15 protein-coding genes are annotated in these 15454 nt (G+C 45.5%); 11 read left to right on the forward strand and 4 right to left on the reverse strand.

The features are described from left to right. The first annotated feature begins 96 nt into the window (after nucleotides 1–96). The 3 genes from EJL04_RS08875 (at nucleotide 97) to EJL04_RS08885 (ending at nucleotide 2087) form a co-directional block, all read left to right on the forward strand. A complete protein-coding gene (locus EJL04_RS08875; RefSeq protein ID WP_021855665.1) occupies nucleotides 97–576 on the forward strand; it encodes a hypothetical protein in 480 nt (159 codons plus the stop codon). Continuing rightward, complete coding sequence (locus tag EJL04_RS08880) at nucleotides 557–1372, forward strand: DUF3822 family protein (protein ID WP_053397933.1); 816 nt, start codon at nucleotides 557–559, stop codon at nucleotides 1370–1372. Before EJL04_RS08875 ends, EJL04_RS08880 begins: the two co-directional genes overlap by 20 nt. A gap of 157 nt (nucleotides 1373–1529) precedes the next feature. Further along, the gene (locus EJL04_RS08885) at nucleotides 1530–2087 is read left to right on the forward strand and encodes an RsmD family RNA methyltransferase (protein ID WP_021855667.1); all 558 of its coding nucleotides are present in this window, start codon (nucleotides 1530–1532) and stop codon (nucleotides 2085–2087) included. Nucleotides 2088–2786: 699 nt separating this feature from the next. On the opposite strand, the gene EJL04_RS08890 is transcribed toward EJL04_RS08885, so the two are convergent. The 3 genes from EJL04_RS08890 to EJL04_RS08900 form a co-directional block, all read right to left on the reverse strand. Further along, nucleotides 2787–4997 carry an RCC1 domain-containing protein gene (locus EJL04_RS08890; protein ID WP_164511745.1) on the reverse strand — a complete coding sequence of 737 codons (2211 nt, stop codon included), beginning with the start codon at nucleotides 4995–4997 and terminating at the stop codon, nucleotides 2787–2789. Nucleotides 4998–5050: 53 nt separating this feature from the next. Beyond that, a complete protein-coding gene (locus EJL04_RS08895) occupies nucleotides 5051–5956 on the reverse strand; it encodes a T9SS type A sorting domain-containing protein (RefSeq protein WP_125104693.1) in 906 nt (301 codons plus the stop codon). Nucleotides 5957–6097: 141 nt separating this feature from the next. Then, nucleotides 6098–6448: a hypothetical protein gene (locus EJL04_RS08900; RefSeq protein WP_125104694.1), complete on the reverse strand. Its 351-nt coding sequence runs from the start codon at nucleotides 6446–6448 to the stop codon at nucleotides 6098–6100. Nucleotides 6449–7253: 805 nt separating this feature from the next. Between EJL04_RS08900 and EJL04_RS08920 the strand changes: the two genes are divergently transcribed. The 8 genes from EJL04_RS08920 to EJL04_RS08955 all read left to right on the forward strand — a co-directional run bounded on the left by EJL04_RS08920 (nucleotide 7254) and on the right by EJL04_RS08955 (nucleotide 15122). Next, entirely contained in the window at nucleotides 7254–9470 is a 2217-nt protein-coding gene (locus EJL04_RS08920) for a site-specific integrase (RefSeq protein ID WP_420899299.1), read from the forward strand. A gap of 123 nt (nucleotides 9471–9593) precedes the next feature. Beyond that, nucleotides 9594–10340, forward strand: coding sequence for a hypothetical protein (locus tag EJL04_RS08925; RefSeq protein WP_125104695.1), 747 nt, complete (start codon nucleotides 9594–9596; stop codon nucleotides 10338–10340). 157 nt (nucleotides 10341–10497) lie between these two features. Beyond that, on the forward strand, nucleotides 10498–10962 hold the full coding sequence (locus EJL04_RS08930) for a helix-turn-helix domain-containing protein (RefSeq protein WP_010537131.1): 465 nt from the start codon (nucleotides 10498–10500) through the stop codon (nucleotides 10960–10962). Beyond that, nucleotides 10959–12077, forward strand: coding sequence for an AAA family ATPase (locus EJL04_RS08935; RefSeq protein ID WP_125104696.1), 1119 nt, complete (start codon nucleotides 10959–10961; stop codon nucleotides 12075–12077). The genes EJL04_RS08930 and EJL04_RS08935 overlap by 4 nt, the downstream gene beginning before the upstream one ends. Before the next feature lie 191 nt (nucleotides 12078–12268). Continuing rightward, entirely contained in the window at nucleotides 12269–13177 is a 909-nt protein-coding gene (locus tag EJL04_RS08940) for a toprim domain-containing protein (RefSeq protein ID WP_125104697.1), read from the forward strand. Between the two features lie 130 nt (nucleotides 13178–13307). After that, the gene (locus EJL04_RS08945; protein ID WP_206429372.1) at nucleotides 13308–13892 is read left to right on the forward strand and encodes a type IV toxin-antitoxin system AbiEi family antitoxin domain-containing protein; all 585 of its coding nucleotides are present in this window, start codon (nucleotides 13308–13310) and stop codon (nucleotides 13890–13892) included. Nucleotides 13893–13902: 10 nt separating this feature from the next. Next, entirely contained in the window at nucleotides 13903–14757 is an 855-nt protein-coding gene (locus EJL04_RS08950) for a nucleotidyl transferase AbiEii/AbiGii toxin family protein (RefSeq protein WP_125104698.1), read from the forward strand. A gap of 113 nt (nucleotides 14758–14870) precedes the next feature. Next, nucleotides 14871–15122: a hypothetical protein gene (locus EJL04_RS08955; protein WP_071122663.1), complete on the forward strand. Its 252-nt coding sequence runs from the start codon at nucleotides 14871–14873 to the stop codon at nucleotides 15120–15122. 47 nt (nucleotides 15123–15169) lie between these two features. Here EJL04_RS08955 and EJL04_RS08960 read toward each other — a convergent pair whose 3' ends face one another. Continuing rightward, on the reverse strand, nucleotides 15170–15439 hold the full coding sequence (locus EJL04_RS08960; RefSeq protein WP_071122662.1) for a helix-turn-helix transcriptional regulator: 270 nt from the start codon (nucleotides 15437–15439) through the stop codon (nucleotides 15170–15172). Nucleotides 15440–15454 lie beyond the last annotated feature (15 nt).

Genomic DNA, 15454 nt, shown 5'->3' on the forward strand with positions numbered 1-15454 from the left:
CAAACTTACATAAAATAATTGATATTTTATGCCATGTGAACTAAGAAAATATTGTTCTTAACCACAGCCGGCCATAAATAGCAGGTCAATAAGGCAATGATAAAAATCAGCAACAATCACATTCTGGCACTCATAGCCGCCATGCTGGCCATAACATGCGTCATGAGTGTGTGCTCGCCCATAAGATTTGAGCGGCAGCAGGCCGGACGCGAGCAAGCGGTGAAGGAGCGGCTGGTGAAGATAAGATATGCCGAAGAGAAATACCGCAGAGCCAACGGCACTTACAGCGGAAGCTTCGACATACTGGTCAGAGAAGGCTATCTGGCCGACTCGCTGCAATACATACCCTTCGCCGGAAAAAAGAAATTCGACCTTACGGCAACGACGCAGATAAGCAAGTCGGGCAGGCAGATACCGCTGATGGAATGCGGAGCCATGTATAACGACTACCTGTCGGGGCTCGACGAGAACAGCATAGCCAATCTCATCGAAGAGGCTAACAACGCGGGGAGATACCCCGGACTGAAAATTGGAGACATAACCACACCTAACGATAATGCAGGAAACTGGGAATAACATAATAACAAAGAAGCCGAGGCTTACCATACGCATAGGCAGGCACTCGCTGTCGTTCTCTGCCCTGAGCGCAGAAAATCCCGAGGGTATAACCTTTGAGCCTTATACCGTGAGAAGCGGCATATCCATGGCGGCTAACCTCAGAGAGGCGTTCAGGGAGATTGACCTGCTGAACAACGGATGGCAGAGAGCAATGGTGATGATCGACTCGCCCGTGATAATGATACCCATAGACGAGTTTAAAGACAGCCAGAAGGAAATGCTCTACCACTATGCCGTTACCGGACATGAGGGCGAAGTGGTGATGTCGAGCGTACTGCCTTCGCTAAATGCCGTGGCCGTATACTCTATAAACAAAGACCTGAAGCTGGTCATCGACGACCACTTCGGCGACGTAAGGTTTGCACACGTGTGCGAGCCGGTGTGGAATCATCTCTACCGCCGCAGCTTCACCGGCATAAGGATGAAGCTGTATGCGTATTTCCACGACAAGAGGATAGACGTGTTCAGCTTTCAGCAGAACAGATTTAAGTTTACAAACAGCTTTGACACCGACCTGGCACCCGACGCCGTATACTTCATACTGAACGTATGGAAGCAGCTTACCTTCGACAACAAGCGCGACGAGCTGCACCTCGTAGGCGAACTGCCCGCCAGGGAGGAGCTGACACAGGAGCTGCACACGTTCATACAGAACGTATACGTGATAAACCCGAAGGCCGAGTTCAACCGCGCTCCGATTACGGCAATAAAGAACATTCCTTACGACCTGATAACATATTTCGTGAAGAGCTGAGCCGCAGGCTGCACAGACAGCGGTAACGCCTGAAAGCCTACGCCGCAGAAACAGCATGAGGCAAAACTGCAGGCAGCTCACTACAAGCCCCCAGACGGAGCAGGGACAGGCAGCAAGCCTCAACAGAAAGCCACAACAACATTAGGAATAAACTGAAATGAGAATAATTACAGGAATATATAAAGGACGCCACTTTGACATACCGCGCACGTTCAAGGCAAGACCGACAACGGACTTTGCCAAGGAAAACATATTCAATGTGCTTAACGGATACATCGACCTTGAAGACGCCATAGCGCTCGACCTCTTCTCGGGTACGGGCAGCATATCGCTCGAACTGGTGTCGAGAGGATGTCAGAGCGTGATAAGCGTGGAGGCCGACCGCGACCATCATGCCTTCATAAAGCAATGCCTGAAGAAGCTCGGCACCGACAGATGCATCGCCCTGCGAGGCGATGTGTTCCGCTTCATAAAGAGCTGCCATCAGCAGTTCGACTTCATCTTTGCCGATCCTCCCTACGCCCTGCCCGAACTGCCCACCCTGCCCAAGCTGATACTTGAGCGCGGACTGCTGAAGCCCAACGGCATATTCGTATTCGAACACGGCAAGAACAACAGCTTTGAGGATGTGCCCGGATTCATTGAGCACAGGGCATACGGCAGCGTGAACTTCAGCATCTTCTCTAACAGAGAACCGGAAGGCGAGGATGAATAAACGCCGTCCGGCCTAAGCCTATTATTATTTGCATTTTCGGTTGAAAGTCAGACCCAACTGACATGAGTTGAAAATATGACGGATTATAACATCTAATCTGAAAGAGATTACGGCTGAAGCAAATAAGAATATTCCATAAATAAAATACAAAAGACGGCAAACTGCATTGCAAAAGGTATGCTTTTGTATCCTGAAACACGGCCTTTTGCAAGACCAAAGCACAGCTTTTCGGCTGAATAAGTTATTCTGTTAATGCGTAATACCGTAAAAAAGTTTTGTTAAAAACTCGTCACTCATCACAAAGCCGCCTAATTCACTAATAATCAAGATGTTATAGTGTGACGAGTTTAATTTGCAACTCATCACATCGAGGTCTACCAAAATCAGGAAAGGCCACAAAAGCCATGGTGTGACGAGTTGCAAATTAAACTCATCACACCATAACGCTATGTATATCAACACGTTACGCGCGAATGTGATGAGTGACGAGTTTTAAAGAAAATTATTTACTGTTGATTTACGGATTGTCCTTTCCTAATTTAGGTCGACTTCAAACAGAGTCGTACAAATCAGCACTGTCAAAGATTTTTTTATTACCAGCCATTAACATCAACGGCTGCACAGACAGATACATAAAAAAAGGAAGAGGCTTCCCGCATACAGCAGAAAGCCTCTTTGTAATAAACCCAGAATATTGAATTATCTCTTTACAACTTTAACAGCATGTTTCTGTCCGTTCTGAGTGTAGACAAGAATGTAAGCGCCGTTGGCAACATCAGACAAATTAAGACTGCCTGCCACAACACCGCACTTGCGTACGAGTGAACCAGAAACGGTATATACACATACGTCATTAACCGGCTGTGATGTATAGAGAGTGTTGCCGTCGAAACGAACAGAAGCTTCGTTGTCAACACCATTAATACCGGTTGAGCCCTTAGCCACCAGATTAAGCTTGCTCCAGTTGGCATCTGCTGCAAAGATGTCATAAACATCCTCATTTACAGTAAGAGTGATGGCCTTAAGGTCAGATATGCCGTCGAACATTCCTGAATAGAATATAGGTGCGCTGTCTTTTGTATAGCTTGTCCAGTCGATGTTTGCCAAAGCTGTACAGTCGCTGAATGTAGCTGAAGCAAAAGCTATCTCTTCGGGCAATACGACATCTGTAAGAGCCGTACAGCTCTTGAATGTGCTGGCCATGCTGCTAACGCCGGTGAGAGACTTAGAGCTGAGCAGATTAACCTTTGTCAGAGACGTACAGCCCATGAAGGCGCTGTTAAGACTCGTAAGGCCTGCGCAGTTCTGCAAGTCGATGTCAGAGAGTTTCTCGCAGTTCATAAACGCATTTGTAAAGTCCTTGAAGTTTGCAGCCTCGGCAGCAGCCGGCATAGCCACCTTCTCAAGAGCCTTGCAATTTACAAAAGCACCATTCTTTGCCAGTCCGCCCTGAACGTAGAGGTCTGTACCTTCTTCAATAAGAACCTCTGACATATCAACAGAAACGAGCGTGGTGTTAGATGCTCCGAAAGCAGTAGTACCTATAGCCTGAGCCAGTTCTGTAAATTTGCTTGTGTTCCATGTTCCAGTCAGTTTGATTTCAGTTGCCTTATTAAGGTCGCTTGGAATATCGTCAGAAGGTACAGTAACAACGTCTTCGTCACCGCCGCCGGGAGTAGCACCGCCAGGACATGCTATCTCAATAGGTTTCTTCTGATAGCTGGTCTGCAGCTGTTCCAACTCTGAGCCGTCGCCAAGCTGTCCACCCTTGTTTCGTCCCCATGCATAGAACTTTCCGTCTGTAGTAAGCACGAATGAGTAGCTCTGTCCTGATGCCAGCATTGAGTAAGTTGCGCCTTCTGGCAGAAGTGGCTTAACAGGTTTTGCCGAGAACGGCATTTCGTCTGAAGATGATGTAGCTGTAAGCAGTTTGCCGTTGCCGTCGCCGAGAGCTCCGTCGCTATTGCTGCCAATAGCATAAATCTCCGTGATGACACCGTCTTTTCCTATGGCAATGGTCGTAGTGTTCTCGCATCCTGATACAGAAAGCACACCATCAGGAACGGTCGTTACCTTTGTGAACTCATAGTAAAGCGACACAAGCTCCTCGTCAGACTGATTAAAGCCGAGCAGGTTTGAATAGTTGTCACCTGTTGCCCACAATGTACCATCAGCCTTTATCGCATAAGTGCGGTTGTCGATAGCCTTGACGTAAACCCAGTCGTTAGCAGTTCCGATCTGTACCGGAGAAGACTGACTCGTAGCATTGCCAAGTCCTAACTGTCCTGAATTATTCTGTCCCCAGCCCCATATTGTGCCGTCAGTCTTCAAGGCTACACAGTGAGAACTTCCTAAAGACACTTGTTTCCAGTCTGTATCAGTTCCAATCTGTACCGGAGTAGTGCGTGTGTTTCTGTCACCAAGACCCAGCTGCGAACTGGTGTTTTCGCCCCAGCCCCATATTGTGCCGTCTGTCTTGAGTCCGATTGCGCTATATCCCCAGAAATGACTTGCCGTAACGTCAGCCCAGTCATTATCAGTTCCTACACGTACAAGTTCTTTATGGTCCATTCCGTCACCGGTTCCCTGCACACCGCTCTCTGATGTACCTGCTGCCCATAGAGAGCCGTCTTCCTTTATGAAGAAGGCGTAAGCCTTGCCACCTATCACTTTCTTCCAGTCTGTATCAGTTCCTACACACTGCCACTCTGCTGTTCTTTCCGACACAGCCGGCGCACCCAGCTGTCCTTTCTCGTTCCAACCGCAGCTCCACAGAGTGCCGTCGTCACGAATAGCATAGGTAGAGGCGTCTCCTGTTGCAACGTATTTCCATACATGCTCCTGTGCATTAACCGATGTAGCCAGAGCCAATAGCCCCGCAACTACAAATGAACGTGTAATCTTTTTCATAAGCATTATTATTTAATTCAAAATTTGGAACAAATGTTCCCTTCTTATTTTTGTCATTTATTTACCAGAACTTTCTTGACGTCAATCAGCTTTCCGTCGCGGAACACCTGCACAAGATAAAGTCCTGCCCCTGGCAGTGTAAGGCTAACATCCTGTCCCTTGACCATATTACGCTCACACACCTTCATGCCGGCAGCATTTACCACGCTTACAGATGTTGCATCGTCGTTGCCTATTGTAAGATTGAGCGAGCTGACCTGTAGCCTTGTTTCGCTGCAGCTGACAAGACTCGGAGTTATGTCTGTGGCGTCGCCGTCCTTATTGTCGACAATAGGACAGATCATAAACGAAGCGCCCGGCGCAGCGCCGAAATAATTAACCGGCATGTTATAGCCCATGTCGTTATAGTTTACAAAAGAATTGTGAGCAAGCATGCTGGTCATCTGCTCCTCGGGTATATCCTGCCCCATTACTTCAGTCAGCATAACGATATCAGACTCTGACGGATCGTCGCCAAAACCTTCAACGGTAACAAAGAACAAAGGCTTGTCCCATATCTGCAGAGGCTGTTCAAAACGGAACTCGCCAACTGCCACATTCTTTATAGGAAACTCGCCCTCATAAGCATCACGAATTTCGCTCACCGGCAACTCAACCACCTCTAACGGCAGACCTGTGAACTCCATGTTGCCCTCGCTCTCCATAGGGTACCATACACGAAGCATCAGCTTTGCATCGGCAGGATATTTTGTAGGCTTAAAGGCGAAATATACGTTTACGCCTGTAATATGGGCATTACCGTGAGCCGTCATGAACAAGTTGCCATAGCCCTTCAGTCCGGCACTGTTGGTTCCGCCGAGATAGCCAGCCGAACCACCGTTTAAAGGCAGATAGCCAAGCTGATATGTCTCGTTCCATTTACGGCAGTTTGCCGTGCTTATTTCGGCCTTACCGCTCACAAGCAGCTCGCCTTCGGCCTGATACGCGCTCTTTTTGCCCGATGCATCAGTAACTTCAAGTGAAGGAAATGCGTAATGACCTAATTTAGTGTATGTTGCAGTTGCGCTTTCTGTTGCGGAAGTTTCTTCTGATGTTCCAGGCTAAGACCAATTATAGGCGGATGCGCCGCTCACATTACTTATATATGTAACAGGCTTGCCTGTAGGTGCCCATAAGAAGTAGTTGCCGTTGGTAAGGCGGTTGGGCGAAAGATAATTGCACACAGGCTGATTCTCAGAAGAATATGTGCCAAGACGGCTCAGTCCGTCAGGATAACTGTATGCAGGCTGATTGTCGGCACGGGTTATGGGATAACTGTCGGACAAGACAGACACTACCGGTTTTTCAACTTGCGGCAACAAAACGCCGACACCATCCTTGGCTCCGTCCACTGCAGAAAAAGCATTCTGGGCCAACAGGCATGACAGAATAATAAAATGCATCCTTTTCATAGTAAAAAAATTGTTTAAGAGATGACTAATATTGAAAGTATATAACTAAGCACCTGAAGTGTATTATGGCAAATATGCAACGCCTGTATACTTACATCTTCTGTGTTCAGATATTACTCAGCATCCGGAATATTCAAGCCGCCCACAGCCTTTGTTGGCCGAAAGGAGATTTGCATATAGCGAAAGCTGTACCGGCGGCAACACGTCCTATTGCTGCGTTCAATCTGAATTCACCGATAAGCTGTAACAGATATCTGTTTTGGTTTACACCACTATCATTCTCACATTTAAAAGATCCGCATGGCGCAAAACTAAAACTTAACAATGACAAAGGAGACAAAGTCAGCAACGACAACATCATTTCACTCATAGCATTTAAGTTTTAGGTTGCTTCTTATACTCCCCAAATTCAGCGTTAACAAACTGGTATTAGATTAATGGAAACAAAAAAGGCATGGGAGTTTCTACTTCTCGCCCATCCCTGCTCTCAGGCCTTCGCATTGCCTCAACTCAAGGATAAGCAACGCAGATACAACGCCAATACAACGTCAAATCTCATGCAACATTCAAAATGATAAGAAATTGCGCGTAAATGCTAATATATACAGCATATAGCAGGTGTTTGACATGATGTATTTTTTGTTATTTATCTGTTACTTTACCATTTGATTTTATAATTTATCATAGTTAATGGTTCGTAATTGGTTCTCGTTTTGGGTAACAAATCCAATTATTTTTCGTATCTTTGCACCGTGAGTAACAAATCTCGCAAAATGACAATAAGTAGAATAAATAACAAAGTAACATGAGAAGTAACAATGAACCTGTGCGCATACGCTACAAGGATTTGGCGAATGGCACAAAGTCGATTTATCTCGACACTTACAAAAGTGGAAAGAGGTCGTATGAGTTCTTGAAGCTTTATCTGCTTCCAGAGGACGATGACAAGGCTAAGGCAGTCAATGCCGAGACCTTGCAGAAGGCAGAAGCTATCAAGAACCAACGAGTGCAAGAAATCCTGTCGGGAAAGTTGGAAACAGTGAAGGCTTCCTTGGAACATCCTGCTTCTACAACAACTTCAAGCAAGAAGAACGCACGTTTAAGTAAGAAGAAAAAAGTCGGCAGTGATAAAACTGGCAAAAGTGTCAAGGGAAAGGAAAGTGAGGTAAACGAAGTCGTTGGAGCCGTTTCTGGCAGAGAAGGACACCAATGGAAGTTTATTGACGATGACGGTGAGGGCAGAGCCATAGATGGAACAATCAAAAAACATAGAGGCAGACCCAACAAGCGTGAAGCTGTCACTCTTCGTTTCAAGGACCTTGCCAACGGCAGCAAGTCGCTCTACTTCGACATATATTATAATGGTGAGCGCAAGTACGAGTTTCTGAAGCTCTATATCAACCCAGAGATTACCGAGGCTGACAAGCAGAATAATGCCTTGGTCATGGAAACCGCAGAGCGTCTGAAAGAACGCAAGACGCGAGAGGTCGTCAATGGAGAGACTTTCACGGATCCTTCTGACGAGCTGAACCAAGTGGAGAAAGTTGAGGAATACACCAGTTCTGTGATAGTCCGTAGTCGCAAGATGCGCAATGGAGACCGTTCCCTCTTTCTTGATATATATTATGGTAAGGGACAACGTGCCTACGAGTCTGTCGGTCTTTATCTTCGTAAGGATGACAGCGAGGAGAAACACAAGGAAATCTGGAAAGAAGCTGAGAAAAAGGCCAGGGAACGCATGAAGGCATTGAAGGACGGAACCTTTGAGAAGCGTGTCGGCAGAAGAGGTTACAAGCCGCATGGAGAAGATCCAGATGCCAACGTGGACAAATACAAGGAGTATCTTGCCACCAAGAAAGTGAAGACAGAGATTGCCGTTGCAGAGACTGAGCGTAAGAGAAATTCCAAGACCAAGGAGCCTGTGAGAATCCGCTTCAAGGAACTTGCCAACGGCAACAAGTCGGTCTATCTATCCATCAATGTCAACGGTCGCCGTACCTATGATTATCTGCGCCTTTATCTCATACCAGAGGTTGACGCAGCTGCCAGGGAGCAGAACAAGCAGACGATGCAAGCAGTCTATGCCATCAAGGCACAACGCATCATGAGCATCACTAACGGTATCGCAGGGCTCAAAGACAAGTCAAGAATCAAAATGCGACTTGTGGATTGGTTGGAGATATTCCGTGACGCACAAGTGGAGCGAGGAAGACAATCTGCCCGAAACTGGGTGAACAGCGTGCTGAATGCAGTGAGAGAACACTCGCCAAACGTGACACTCGCAGAGATGACCAAGGAATACTGCAATGGTTTCATGGTGTTCTTGTTGAACGACTATATCACCTACAAGCACACCCATCCGTCCAAGTCCACGGTGATGAACTATCTCAAATGCCTCAAAGCAGCCTTCAACATGGCTATTGAGGAAGAGATAATGGACGACAATCCCGTATTGCGTCTTCGCATGGATGTTCTGAAAGGTGGCGGTACCAAGCGAGAGTATCTGACCGTTGACGAGGTGAAGAGACTGATTGACACCCCTTGCAAGCGTGAGGATATCAAGGCGGCGTTCCTGTTTTCATGCTTCTGCGGACTCCGTATCAGTGACGTGAAGAGTTTGAAGTGGAAAAACATCATCACCGAGGGTGACAAGACACGAGTTGAGATATTACAGTACAAGACCAAGCAGCCTCTCTATCTTCCTCTCAACAAGCAAGCCCTTCGTTGGATGCCTGAGCGTGGATCTGCGAGTGACGAGGACAAGGTGTTTCCAACACTGCCAAGCAAGAACTACGACTGCATCCCGGAATGGAGCCGTGCGGCAGGTATCAGCAAACATGTGACCTTCCATGTCTCAAGACACACGTTCGCCACGATGGAGCTGACCATGGGCGCAGATCTATACACTACAAGCAAACTTCTCGGTCATACGGAGGTGCGTACGACACAAATTTACGCAAAAATCATCAATAAGAAAAAGGACGAGGCTGTTTCCCTATTGGACAGTGCGTTCGAAGAATAAAAATGGAACATAATAATACATCAAACAACCAAGGACGAGACGACTCCTCGTTCTCTCTTTTTACCCCAATGCAATGAATGCACCTTCGCTAACGGTGTAGGTGGCATTTGTGGTACCAACAAATTGTGGCTGTTCTTCAAGGAAGCCCATGAGTGCTATCAGACGGAAGTCATAGGATGCGGTAAACTATATCACCGCTACAAAAAGGATTTTCTCAACAGCCATTCCTATACGGACTGCCAGTATGCGGCAGGAAAGAACGAGCACAAGAAGAACTTCTATATCATGGAGGAGTTTCTTGAAGAACGTGAGGACTTAGTAGTCATATTCTTTACCAAAGTGGATTTCGAGTATCATGACTACAAGGCTCTTCATCACAAGTTCAACACCACGGAGCCGCCTCCAAACGGTCAGTATCTCCATGGTAAACCACCGTCAATATTACAAACAGCACAAGAAACCAAACCGAAACAGGACTTTCAATGTTACTTTGATTCTACTCAGTTGAACCTCATTGCGCGCCATGCCAATGAGGTTCATTTGTTCTCAGCCGATGTGTCGGAAGAGGATATGCGAAAACTCTTCTCGTGTCAAGTCTGCAAGCAGCTAAAGGCGAGAAGCAACAGACGTGTGGCATTCTTCTTTGACATGCTCTGCAGCAAGAACTTGATTTGCAAGCAATGGCAATCGGTCATTGCCAAGCATAAACTCATTCTGTCTTCATCAACAGACAAGCCACTTACAACAACCAAGCTGTCCTCAGCAACCAGTGATGCCAAAAGTACCAACGCCAGCATCTATGAGGCTATCCGCAAGAAAGTGCAAGAAATAGCAGATTGCGGTAAAAATGACAGCAAGGACACCATCTGACAGATGAAAACCTTGACAGTTGGCTTGATAGTCGGTTGACAGTCAAGCGCACTTCCATCCGATTGGTCAGAAATGCCATTACCTTTGCCCTCTGTAATCAGAAACCTGGTTATGGAGGGCGACCTCGTTATGTGTAACGATAAATAAAATTACGACAATGATTGGACAGACAACAAATCAGGCAAACAATCCACCAAAGGATGGAACTATCCTACCGCCAACGATAGACGTGGATAAACACGAGTTGACAGAACAAGAACTGGCAGATATGACACCAATGAGACTTGCCGAGCGTATTCAACAAATGGAAGAAGCATTCAAGCTGCTTGGACCAGTGGAGGATGTGTTGAACCGCATCAAGTGCTTGGAGAAATGGCTCTTTGCAGGAAAAGACGTGCTCACCCTTGACGAGGCAAGCGTATTCCTTGACGCTTCAAAGAGTCAGCTTTACAAACTGACACGTACCTTTGCCATTCCCCATTACAAGCCAAACGGCAAGACCATCTATTTCAGCAAGGAAGAACTGGTGGAATGGATCAAGAAGCACCCTGTGAAAACAAAAGAGGTGTATGAGCAGGATGCCATACGCTATGTGATGAACAAACCCTTGAAGAGCAGATGACGATGGAAGAAATGAACGACATGAGCCTCTTTGAAGGCGCAGCGGACAATGCTGATTTGTTGGAAAAGTTGCTGAAGGCATCGCTTATCCATGCGGATGAGACCTACCAGACACCGCCACAGATAATATGGGTGGACAACTCGACCATAGCCACGCTTGGCAACTTCAGTGCCTCCACAGGCAAGGCGAAGAGCCGAAAGACGTTCAATGTATCGGCATTGGTGGCAGCCTCGCTCGCTAATGGAAAGGTGCTGCAATATACGGCAAAACTGCCCGATGACAAGCGTAAGATACTCTACGTTGATACGGAGCAGAGCCGTTTCCACTGTCACAGCGTGATGCAGCGCATCCTCCGGCTTGCAGGATTGCCCGACAACATGAACAGTGAGAACCTTGTGTTCTTCGGACTGCGAGAGTACAGTCCCAACCTCAGACTGCGACTGATAGAATATGCCTTGCAGACGCAAAAGGGCTTTGGCTTGGTCATCATTGACGGCATAAGGGACTTGATGCTCGACATCAACAATCCGAGCGAGTCCGTCCATATCATCAACAAACTGATGCAGTGGTCAAGCCGCTATGACCTGCACATACATTGTGTCCTACACTTGAACAAGGGTGATGACAATGTAAGAGGTCACATAGGAACGGAACTCAGCAACAAGGCAGAGACGGTACTGGTGATAAGCAAGAGCAATTCGATGGCGAATGTGAGTGAAGTGAAACCGCTCAACATCCGAGACAAGGACTTTGCACCCTTTGCGTTCCAAATAAACAAGGAGGGACTTCCAGAGATTGCCAAGGACTATGTGGTTGACTCCACCACAGCCAGACAGCCGAAGATGACAATAGCCGACATTACCGATGAGCAGCATGACAAGGCACTTGAAATGGCTTTCGGCAAGAAAGTGGTGTCAGGCTATGAGAATGTGATAAACGCATTGACAAAAGGTTATACAACTATTGGTTTTGCCAGAGGTAGAACAGTGATGTCAAAGCTGCTGACCTTCCTATTGAAGAGCAAACTGGTGGTGAAGTGTGGCAACAACGAGTATTGCAGAATGAAGGATTATCCTTCGCTTCCGCTGCTTGAAGGGCAGGAGGTAAAGACGTGAGGATGAAGCGAAAGTCACTTCAAAAACCACTTCATTCACCTCGGTGTATATATAATAGTAGAACGGACGGATTTTGTGAAGTGGCATCATATTTAACTACATGGACATACGACAAAATGACTTCACAAAACCGTTCATTCACTCTGGTGTATATATAATAAGCGCACGAATGAACAAAAAATGAATGAAAGATGAACATACAACAAGCAAAGGAAATCAAACTCACGGACTATCTGAGCGCATTGGGACATCAGCCCAAACGATGCAGCAAGTCCACATCTTATTATCTGTCGCCATTGCATGCGGAGACAAAGCCATCGTTCAAGGTGAACTTCAGCCGAAACCAATGGTATGACTTTGCTCTTGGCAAGGGTGGCAACATCATTGCTCTTGCCCAACTTCTCTACAATACGGATGATGTGGGTGCTGCATTGCAGCATATAGCAGCGGACATGAACAACCCAAAGTCCACAAAGGCAAAACCTCCCATACTGACACAAGTAGAGACAAACAAGATGGACAAGGTACATATCCAAGACTTGTCCTACCCTGTGCTTATGTCGTATCTGCGTTCACGCCATGTGGATGCGGACATGGGTAAACGCTATTGCAAGGAGATCTGGTACACGTTTAAGGGCAAGCGGTATTTTGGTATAGCCTTTCCAAATAACCGGGATGGGTATGAACTGCGTAACCCATATTATAAAGGTTGTTTGGGCGAGAAAGACATATCCTTGATACATTCACAGCAAGTTGGAGTGCAGGACAGATGCTGCATCTTCGAGGGGTTTATGGACTTTCTTTCGTACAAGACTTTGGAAAAGCGAGGCGACAATGTGATTTGCATACAAGAGCCATGTGATTATATTGTACTGAACTCCATCAGTAGCCTTGGGAAATGCATGGAACGATTGGCGTGTTACACTGCTATCCATTGTTATCTTGATAATGACCAAGCAGGAACGGTGGCTGCCCATACAATCATGGACTGTTATCAAAACAGGGCAATCAACGAATCCATAAGATATGCAGAATACAAGGATGTCAATGATTATCTTATCGGCAGAAAATCCATTATTCCGCATAAAGAGGATGTATAAAACGATAATTTTCTACGGAGAAAGTCAATATTCTCCGTAGAAAACTATATTTTGCGTGATTTTTGCGTAGATTTCCGTACAAACATACTACATTTTTGAAAATATGTAGTAACTTTGTACAGAATTAAAGATGCAAATCATGGAAAAGCGTATGACAAATCCAAAATCTGAAGGCTATATCTCTGCAAAAGATATGGCAGGAAGAGCTGCATACTATAAAGTATTGCAAGCCGCCAAGAATGGCGAACTCACCAGAATAAAAAGAGGTGTGTATGCAACCGATGCCCATTTGGCAAGTCAAATGCTTGATGTGGAAAAGGTTGTTCCTGGTGGTGTGTTGTGTCTGTATTCCGCTTGGTCACATTATCAGTTGACTACACAGGTACCACAAGAATATTGTCTTGCAATAAAAAGAGGCCGAAAAATCACCCTTCCAGATTATCCCCCAATTACACTATACCATTGGAGTGATACCGCCTTTAACCTTGGAATTACGAATACAGAGATTGAGGGTTTCAAGGTGAGGATATATGACGTGGAGAAATGTGTCTGTGATGCAGTAAAGTATAGAAACAAAATCGGCATAGATGTCTGTACGGAGATTATAAAGGAATATCTGAAACGCAGAGATCATAATGTCAGCAAACTGATGAAATATGCCTCACAACTGAGAGTTGCCAAAACATTGGGAACATATCTACAAATGGAACTATAAAATAATAAATATGACAACGAAGAATTATGCTCGCTCGGTAAGAGCGAAACTGCTTAATATATCGAAAGAAGAGAATGTCTTCTACCAATCGATATTGACACGATACTTTCAGGAGCGTCTGTTGTACCGTCTGTCGGTAAGTCCATACAAAGAACGCTTTATATTGAAAGGTGGTGCATTACTGTATGCCCATGAGCATTTGAAAGCAAGACCAACATTGGACATAGATTTCCTTGGTCAACAGATTAGCCGTGAGTTGGACAATATCAAGGAGACATTCAGAAATTTATGCGACATAGAATGTCTGGAAGACGGAGTTGTCTTTGAAAAGGACAGCATTAGCGTAGAAGAAATCACTCTCAAAAAAGAATATAATGGTGTGCGAGTGCATGTCAAGGTAGGACTTGACACGGCAAGCCAAGTTGTTTCCATGGATGTAGGCTTTGGCGACATCATAACTCCTGCACCCGTTGACCTTTCTTATCCGGTGTTGCTGGACACATTACCAGAAGTTGACATCTTGGCTTACTCTTTAGAGACCGTGGTGGCTGAAAAGTATCAGGCAATGATAGACCATGCGACAGAGAACAGCCGCATGAAAGACTTCTTTGATGTGTACAGAATACTAAAAGCAGGAAATATTGACTTGAACACATTGCAAGAAGCCATCACAGCCACGTTTGAGAATAGAGGCACCGCCATCTCTACGGAATATAGCCTTTTCGAGGATTCTTTTGCGACAGATGCCAAACGAAATATTATGTGGAATAGTTATTTGAAGAAAATCAAATTCAAGGAACCACTAACCTTCCAAGAAGTTTGGACATATATCACACAGGAACTGAAACAATATATGGAAAAATAACAGTTCACCAAGAATTTGCCAAGCTCTCCGTTTCGGAGGGCTTTTTTTTATGCCCTTTTCATAAGCAAAGATTATAAGGATGTAAACGATTGTCTAATAGGGAGAAAGAAAGCATGAGGGAAGCAAAAGTGGAATATGACGATATAGCGGATATACACTGGTGGATGGTGGATCATATTCACTATCTGCCAGCCATGATATATGCTGTATTGTTGATAGATATAGTATCAATCGTTGTCATCATCAAACATAGCAAGGGGCTGGAGCAAGACGAGGTATTGGAACGATTGAAGATAGGATGCAGTGTGGCAGTGTTCCTGCTTGGGATGCTGTTGGTGTATTATATAGCATATCTGTTTTGGTAAGGTGATATGGAAAAGTTTGAAAAACGATAGTTTTCTACGGAGAATATTCATTTTCTCCGCAGAAAACTGTTGTATTGAATTTGGATGTTCAGAAGCAATGAAGCAGGAATCCCCATAACTGATTCTATCTGTAAAGCCATTTCTGTGGATAGTTGCCTTTTCCCAGAAATTGTTTCATTTAAAGCTATCAATTCGATATTAGCTTTTTCTGACAATTGCTCTACAGACAGTCCCGACGCAACAAGCTCGTCGTTTATCAGTTCTCCAACATGAGTGGGCACATAGGGAATGGCGTTTGAAAAATCATATGTAGCCATAATAAAGTACGATCA

The sequence above is a fragment of the Prevotella marseillensis genome (genome assembly GCF_900625065.1).
GTDB lineage: Bacteria > Bacteroidota > Bacteroidia > Bacteroidales > Bacteroidaceae > Prevotella > Prevotella rara.